Source organism: Actinocorallia lasiicapitis, assembly GCF_054778695.1.
The window spans coordinates 1-7,034 of record NZ_BAAGZI010000317.1; the positions used below are offsets into that span (position 1 = coordinate 1).

At 69.0% G+C, this 7,034-nt stretch carries 9 protein-coding genes; 6 read left to right on the plus strand and 3 right to left on the minus strand.

Features of this window, described 5'->3' with window-relative positions; genetic code table 11:
- Positions 1 to 1,069 (minus strand): recombinase RecA (gene recA / locus ACYVE7_RS26040; RefSeq protein ID WP_460368114.1); only part of this gene is annotated, 1,069 nt, incomplete at its 3' end.
- Between the two features lie 222 nt (positions 1,070 to 1,291).
- Between recA and ACYVE7_RS26045 the strand changes: the two genes are divergently transcribed.
- From ACYVE7_RS26045 to ACYVE7_RS26060, 4 genes are all read left to right on the plus strand, one after another.
- Positions 1,292 to 2,155: an ATP-grasp domain-containing protein gene (locus tag ACYVE7_RS26045; RefSeq protein WP_460368099.1), complete on the plus strand. Its 864-nt coding sequence runs from the start codon at positions 1,292 to 1,294 to the stop codon at positions 2,153 to 2,155.
- Between the two features lie 115 nt (positions 2,156 to 2,270).
- A complete protein-coding gene (locus tag ACYVE7_RS26050; protein WP_460368101.1) occupies positions 2,271 to 2,645 on the plus strand; it encodes a hypothetical protein in 375 nt (124 codons plus the stop codon).
- A gap of 2 nt (positions 2,646 to 2,647) precedes the next feature.
- Entirely contained in the window at positions 2,648 to 3,784 is a 1,137-nt protein-coding gene (locus ACYVE7_RS26055) for a glutathionylspermidine synthase family protein (protein ID WP_460368102.1), read from the plus strand.
- An 11-nt stretch (positions 3,785 to 3,795) separates the two neighbouring features.
- On the plus strand, positions 3,796 to 4,245 hold the full coding sequence (locus ACYVE7_RS26060; protein WP_460368104.1) for a DUF350 domain-containing protein: 450 nt from the start codon (positions 3,796 to 3,798) through the stop codon (positions 4,243 to 4,245).
- On the opposite strand, the gene ACYVE7_RS26065 is transcribed toward ACYVE7_RS26060, so the two are convergent.
- Positions 4,238 to 4,432: a DUF3046 domain-containing protein gene (locus ACYVE7_RS26065; RefSeq protein ID WP_460368106.1), complete on the minus strand. Its 195-nt coding sequence runs from the start codon at positions 4,430 to 4,432 to the stop codon at positions 4,238 to 4,240. The genes ACYVE7_RS26060 and ACYVE7_RS26065 overlap by 8 nt on opposite strands.
- 224 nt (positions 4,433 to 4,656) lie before the next feature.
- Here ACYVE7_RS26065 and rny point away from each other — a divergent pair, with 224 nt between their 5' ends.
- Together rny and ACYVE7_RS26075 are read left to right on the plus strand one after the other, a co-directional pair.
- Positions 4,657 to 6,174, plus strand: a complete 1,518-nt coding sequence (rny, locus tag ACYVE7_RS26070) for a ribonuclease Y (protein WP_460368108.1) — start codon at positions 4,657 to 4,659, stop codon at positions 6,172 to 6,174.
- A gap of 14 nt (positions 6,175 to 6,188) precedes the next feature.
- Positions 6,189 to 6,587: a DUF6596 domain-containing protein gene (locus ACYVE7_RS26075; protein WP_460368110.1), complete on the plus strand. Its 399-nt coding sequence runs from the start codon at positions 6,189 to 6,191 to the stop codon at positions 6,585 to 6,587.
- On the opposite strand, the gene ACYVE7_RS26080 is transcribed toward ACYVE7_RS26075, so the two are convergent.
- On the minus strand, positions 6,509 to 7,034 hold a 526-nt coding region (locus ACYVE7_RS26080; protein WP_460368112.1), incomplete at its 5' end, for a prolyl oligopeptidase family serine peptidase. The genes ACYVE7_RS26075 and ACYVE7_RS26080 overlap by 79 nt on opposite strands.

Below are 7,034 nucleotides of genomic sequence, written 5' to 3' on the forward strand. Positions count from 1 at the left end.
GGGCCGGGGGGACCGGAGCCTCGGCGGCGGCCGGAGCCTCGGGCGCCGCGGCGTCCGCGGGGGCGTCGACACGGGGGCCGACGCCGAGCTTCTCCTTGATTCGCTTCTCGATCTCCTCGGCGGTGTCGGCGTGCTCCTTCAGGTACTTGCGGGCGTTCTCCTTGCCCTGGCCGAGCTGGTCGCCGTCGTAGGTGTACCAGGCGCCCGACTTGCGGACGAAGCCGTGCTCGACGCCCAGGTCGATCAGGCCGCCCTCGCGGCTGATGCCGACGCCGTACAGCAGGTCGAACTCGGCGACCTTGAAGGGCGGCGCGACCTTGTTCTTGACGACCTTGATCCGGACCCGGTTGCCGACGGGCTCGGTGCCGTCCTTCAGGGTCTCGATCCGGCGCACGTCGAGCCGGACGGAGGCGTAGAACTTCAGCGCCCGGCCGCCCGTCGTCGTCTCGGGCGAGCCGAACATGACGCCGACCTTCTCCCGCAGCTGGTTGATGAAGATCACGGTGGTCTTGGTCTGGTTGATCGCGCCGGTCAGCTTCCGCAGCGCCTGCGACATCAGCCGCGCCTGGAGGCCGACGTGGCTGTCGCCCATGTCGCCCTCGATCTCGGCGCGGGGCACCAGGGCCGCCACGGAGTCGATGACGATCAGGTCGACGGCGCCGGAGCGCACCAGCATGTCGACGATCTCCAGCGCCTGCTCGCCGGTGTCGGGCTGGGAGACCAGCAGCGCGTTGGTGTCGACGCCCAGCTTCTCGGCGTAGTCGGGGTCGAGGGCGTGCTCGGCGTCGACGAAGGCGGCGATGCCGCCCTTCTTCTGCATGTTGGCGACGGCGTGCAGCGCGACGGTCGTCTTACCGGAGGATTCCGGGCCGTACACCTCGATGACGCGGCCGCGCGGCAGGCCGCCGATGCCCAGCGCGATGTCGAGGGAGATGGCCCCGGTGGGGATCACTTCCATCGGTACGCGCACGTCTTCGCCGAGGCGCATGATCGAGCCCTTGCCGAACTGCCGCTCGATCTGGGCGAGGGCCGTCTCGAGGGCCTTCTCGCGGTCGTTTCCTGGTGCCATGGTCTGCCCCTGTCGGGTCGGAGTCTTCGTCGTCTTCGTCATGTTGGAACCGACGGTACGAGAGCCCACTGACAAAATGCGGCCCCGTCGCGGAGGACACTCTACCGAACATCCATTCGATCACGGACAGGCTCGCTGATTCGTCCGGGAATACGGCTGCGGAGTCACCCAAAAGCGACGTACGCTTACCGCGAGCCAGGCGATCTTCCCGGGGGCCAACCGATGACCCTGACCGTCCTCTTCTGCGGAGACCCCCTCGATCCGAGGCGGGTGGACGAGCACTTCGCCCGCGAGGCCGACACGGTGCGCGCCACCGGAGGCACCCCCGTCCTGCTCGACCACGATCTCCTGCAGCACGGCGAGACCGCGGAGGCCGTCAAGCGGGTGCCGCGGTCGCTCGGCCCCGTCTGGTACCGCGGCTGGATGGTCACCTCGGCGGAGTACCACGACCTGTCCAAGGCGCTCGCCGCGCGCGGCACCCCGCTGATGACCCCGCCGGACGGCTACCAGCGCGCCCACGAGCTCCCCGGCTGGTACGACACGTTCGCCGGGCTCACCCCGAAGAGCTCCTGGCTGCCGCTGAACCCGCACGAGCTCCCGTCGGCGGCGGCCCTGCGCGCGGCCGCCGAACTGCTTCCCCCGGGCCCCGGCCTGATCAAGGACTATGTGAAGTCCCGCAAGCACGAGTGGCACGAGGCCTGCTACATCCCCGAACTGCGCGACGCCGACGCCCTGGCCGCGTCCGTCGCCCGGATGATCGAGCTCCAGGGCGCGTTCCTGGCCGGCGGTCTGGTGCTGCGCCAGTTCGAGCCGCTGGGCGCCGCGGAGTGCCGGGTGTGGTGGGTGGACGGCGAACCGGTCCTGGTCGGCCCGCATCCCGACGCCCCCGACGACGTCCCGGATCCGGAGCTGGAGCACGTCCGCCCGGCCGTCCGCTCGCTGGGCTGCCGTTTCGTCACCACGGATCTGGCCCGCCGCGCCGACGGCCGGTGGCGGGTGGTGGAGGTCGGTGACGGCCAGGTGAGCGAACTGGCCGCCGGAGCCGACGTGGGGGACCTCTACTTCCACCTCCCGGACCCGACCTGATTCCGGGCCGTCCCGATTCCGCGTCATTCGGAACCGAAGTGATGCAGAAGTAGTCACATGAGTGACATATGCCCTACTAGGATTTCCGGGCATCGCTTCCACCGGAGGGACCCCCATGTCAGAGCGTCGTCTGAGCTCGCGCGCGGTCAAGATCGGCGCGCTGGGCGTGGTCTCCGCCGCTCTGGCCACCTGGGGTTTCGTCGCCTGCGACCCGTTCGAGGACGACTCGACCGCCGACTGCGTGATCGGCCCCGACGCCAAGGGCGACTACGAGGTCGTCCCCGACAGGTACTGCGACGACGACGGCGGCACCTACTCCAGCAACGGCTCCACGCACAGCACGTTCTGGTACTACAACGCCTACCACCGCAACGGCAGCCACATCTCCGGCGGCACCACGCTCCGCCCGAAGAAGGGCGGCATCAAGACCAGCAGCGGCTCGACCATCCGCAAGGGCGGTTTCGGCGGCTCCGGCAGCGGCGGAAGCTGACCGTGCGCAGGCAGAGGTCCGAGCCCAGGACGGGCTGGGAGCAGCTCATCGAGGCGCAGGGGCTGGCCTACCACCGCACGTCCCATCCGGAGAACCTGACCCGTCCGTACTGGGACGAGTCGGTGCACTACACCTTCGAGATGGACGAGGTGCTGCGCCTGGAGGAGACCGTCGAGGAGCTCCACCGGATGTGCATGGAGGCAGCCGCCTACATCGTCAAGTCCGGCCGCTACGACGTCCTCGGCATCCCCGACCGGATCGTCCCCGCGATCGAGGCGTCGTGGCGGCGGCGCGACCCGCACGTCCACGGCCGGTTCGATCTGCGCTACGACGGCGTCGCCCCGCCGAAGCTGCTGGAGTACAACGCCGACACCCCGACCTCCCTCGTCGAGACCTCGATCATCCAGTGGTTCTGGAAGGAGGACGTCTTCCCCGCCGACGACCAGTGGAACTCCCTCCACGAACGGCTCGTCGACCGCTGGAAGGCGCTTCCGCTGCGTCAGGGCCCCGTCCATTTCGCGTGGACCGAGGACGACGAGTCGGGCGAGGAGTTCATGACCGCCGCCTATATGAAGGAGACCGCCGAGCAGGCGGGCCGTCTGGGCGTCGGCATCACCATGCAGGACATCGGCTGGGACGGCCATGACTTCCGCGACAACGCGCTCAACGAGATCAAGACGCTCTGGAAGCTCTACCCGTGGGAGTGGATCGTCGCCGAGGAGTTCGGCGCCCACATCGACGAGACCGACTGGGTCGAGCCGATGTGGAAGATGCTCCTGTCGAACAAGGGCCTGCTGGTCGTGCTCTGGGAGCTGTTCCCGAACCATCCCAATCTGCTGCGCGCCTACCTCGACACGCCCGGCAACATGAAGTCCTACATCAAGAAGCCGCTGCTGGGCCGCGAGGGCGCCGCGATGGAGATCGTCACTCCGGGTTTCCGGCAGGCCACCGAGGGCCGGTACGGCGCCGAGGGGCATGTCTTCCAGGAGTTCCAGGCGCTGCCCGACTTCGACGGCCAGCATCCGGTGATCGGCGCGTGGGTGGTCGGCGAGGAAGCGGCCGGCATCGGCATCCGCGAGACCTCCGGTCTGATCACCGACGACACCTCGTCCTTCGTCCCCCACAGAATCCCCCGGTAAAAGGAGCCTCCATGGCACTCGCTCTCGACAGCGCCTTCGGCGACGTGCTGGGCGACAACATCCTCGCCATCGTCGCCTACGCGGTCGTCGGCCTGGTCCTGTTCGTCGTCGGCTTCTACGTCATCGACCTCGCCACGCCAGGCCATCTCGTCTCGGTGATCCGGCACGAGCGGAACCCGAACGCGACCCTGCTCGCCACCGCCGCGATGATCACCGTCGGGGTGATCGTGTCGGCGTCGATCTACGCGACCGACGCCGCGCTGGCCGAGGGGCTGATCGCCACGGTCGTCTACGGGCTGGTCGGGATCCTCGCCCAGGTGCTGGCGATGCTGGTCTTCAACTTCATCATCGGCCTGAAGATCAAGGACCTGTGCAGGGAGTCCGAGCTCCACCCCGGCACCTGGATGCTGGCCGTGACCTACGTGATGATCGGTGTCGTGACGGCCGTCAGCGTCATCTGAGCCGGTCGGGGACGTCGAAGGTCGCGCACACCGCACGCCACACCGTCTTGACGTCGATGCCCTCGGCGAGTGCCTGGGCGGCCGTACGGCCGCCCAGTTCGGCGATGACGTAGTCCTTGGCGACGCTCTCGGCGTAGTCCTCACCGAACTGCTGTCTCATCTTGTTCCAGAACGCCGTCAGCCTCACGTCGCACAGTGTGTCAGCTCCTGACACGCCCGGCTACTTTGGATCTTCATCGGGAAATCACACGCATGGAACCGCTGGTGACGGGTATCGGATGACCTGTACGGAACACCCGTATTGCCAGTGCTTTGCTTGCCCCTGAAGTCCGGTCGCCTTACGGTTGCCGGATCGAGACCATGAAGTCACTCCGCGGTAGCGGATTTCTATAGATCGGTGAGGACTTCACCATGGAGAGCGTCGTGATGGGAGCGGCGCTGCTCGTCTCCCTGGTGCTGCTCGCGGTGGTGCTGCTACGCCGTCCGAACGGGCGTGAACCGTCGCCCGAACTGCTCGCCCAGGCCGAGGAACGCGCACTCCAGCAGGCCGAGGAGGCCGTCGCGCAGGCCCGCACCGAGCTGGCGGAGCAGTCACGCGCGGCCAAGGACGATCTGCGCGCGCTCCGCGAGGACCTGGAGCGCAGGGAGAGCCGGCTGGCCGACCGCGAGCAGCGGCTGGACGAGGAGCAGCGCCGCGGCGAGGACCGCGTCCAGCGGCTCAACGACAGGTCCAAGGAGCTCGCCGAACGCGAGCTGGACGTGGCGTCGGCCGAGGAGCAGCGCACCAAGGTGCTGGAGCAGGCCGCGCAGCTCACCGCCGAGCAGGCCAAGGCCGAGCTGGTCGCGCAGATCCGCAACCAGGCCAAACGCGAGGCGGCGCTGACCGTCCGGGAGATCGAGCAGGCCGCCAGGGAAGAAGGCGAGACCCGCGCCCGCAAGATCGTCACCCTGGCGGTGCAGCGGGTCGCCAGCGAGCAGACCACCGAGTCGGTCGTGTCGGTGCTGCATCTGCCACACGATGAGATGAAGGGCCGGATCATCGGCCGTGAGGGCCGCAACATCCGCGCGTTCGAGGCCGTCACCGGGGTCAACCTGATCATCGACGACACCCCCGAGGCCGTGCTGCTGAGCTGCTTCGACCCGGTGCGGCGCGAGGTCGGCCGGCTCACCCTGGAGAAACTCGTCCTGGACGGCCGGATCCACCCCCACCGGATCGAGGAGATCTACGAGCGCAGCAAGACCGACGTCCAGAACCTGTGCGTGCGCGCCGGTGAGGACGCCCTGGTCGAACTCGGCATCACCGAGATGCACCCCGATCTGATCGCGCTGCTCGGCCGGCTCCGCTACCGGACGTCCTACGGGCAGAACGTGCTGAAGCATCTGATCGAGTCCGCCCATCTGGGCGGGATCATGGCGGCCGAGCTGCGGCTCCCCGTCGAGTCGGTCAAGCGGTGCACGCTGCTGCACGACATCGGCAAGGCCCTCACCCATGAGGTCGAGGGCAGCCACGCCCTGATCGGCGCGGAGATCGCCCGCCGGTACGGCGAGCACGAGGACGTCGTGCACGCGATCGAGGCGCACCACAACGAGGTCGAGGTCAGGACGGTCGAGGCCGTCCTCACCCAGGCGGCCGACGCGATCAGCGGCGGACGTCCGGGGGCGCGCCGCGAGTCGCTGGAGGCGTACGTCAAGCGGCTGGAGCGGCTGGAGGAGATCGCCAAGACCACCCATGAGGGGGTCGAGAAGGTCTTCGCGATGCAGGCGGGACGCGAGATCCGGGTGATGGTCAAACCGGACTCCGTCGACGACATCCAGGCCCAGGTGATCGCCCGCGACATCGCCAAGCAGGTCGAGGACGAGCTCACCTACCCCGGCCAGATCCGGGTGACGGTCGTCCGCGAGTCCCGCGCCACGGAGTACGCACGCTGATCCCGAAGGAGGCGTTGGGCGGCTACCACCTGGTCGAGGCCCCCGATCCCGAGGTGACGGGGCTGCTGGCGCTGATCCTGCTGACCGACGCCCGCAGGGAGGCCAGGCTCGACGATCAGGGACGGCTCGTGCTGCTCGCCGACCAGGACAGGACCCGCTGGGACCACGACGCCATCGAGGAGGGGACCGCCCTGGTCAAGGACGTGCTGCGCCGTTCCGGTGGCGCTCCCGGCACGCCTACACCGAGGACCTGCTCCTCACCGAGAACCACGCCGAACGCGCCTTCCTCGCCGGCCGCCTGGCCGAACTCTGACCAGGCGGTGCGCGGAGCCCGTCAGGCGGGGAGCGGGTCGCCGGACTTGAGGGTGAGCGGCGGGATCCCGGTCGGGGTGAAGCCGAGGGTCTGCCCGTAGAACGACAGTTCGGACTCCAGGCAGGTGATGAGGGTCTCGGCGCGGCGGAACCCGTGCGACTCGCCGTCGAAGGTCAGATACGCGTACGGGGTCTTGGTCTCGGCGAGCGCGGCGGCGAACCGGCCGGACTGCGCGGGCGGGACGATCGGATCCTCCAGCCCCTGGAGCAGCAGGACCGGGCAGGACGCCTGGTCGGCGCGGCCGAGCGGGGACCGCTCCTCGTAGGTGCGTTCGTAGCCGGGGATCGGGCCGATCAGCCCGAACGGGTACTTGGACTCGAAGTCGTGGGTCTCGGCGACGAGCTGGGTGAGGTCGCTGACCCCGTAGTAGGAGGTCGCGGCCTTGAACGTGGTGCCGGGCGTGACGGCCGCGAGCGCGGTGAACCCGCCGGCGCTGCCGCCCCTGATCGCGACCCGGTCGGGGTGCGCCCGCCCGGCCCGCACCATC

Excerpts from the sequence above, each read along its gene's own strand:
- ACYVE7_RS26050 (WP_460368101.1), top strand. The coding sequence starts at position 2,271 with ATGTCAGAGCGTCGTCTGAGCTCGCGCGCGGTCAAGATCGGCGCGCTG.
- ACYVE7_RS26060 (WP_460368104.1), top strand. The coding sequence starts at position 3,796 with ATGGCACTCGCTCTCGACAGCGCCTTCGGCGACGTGCTGGGCGACAAC.
- ACYVE7_RS26045 (WP_460368099.1), top strand. The coding sequence starts at position 1,292 with ATGACCCTGACCGTCCTCTTCTGCGGAGACCCCCTCGATCCGAGGCGG.
- rny (WP_460368108.1), top strand. The coding sequence starts at position 4,657 with ATGGAGAGCGTCGTGATGGGAGCGGCGCTGCTCGTCTCCCTGGTGCTG.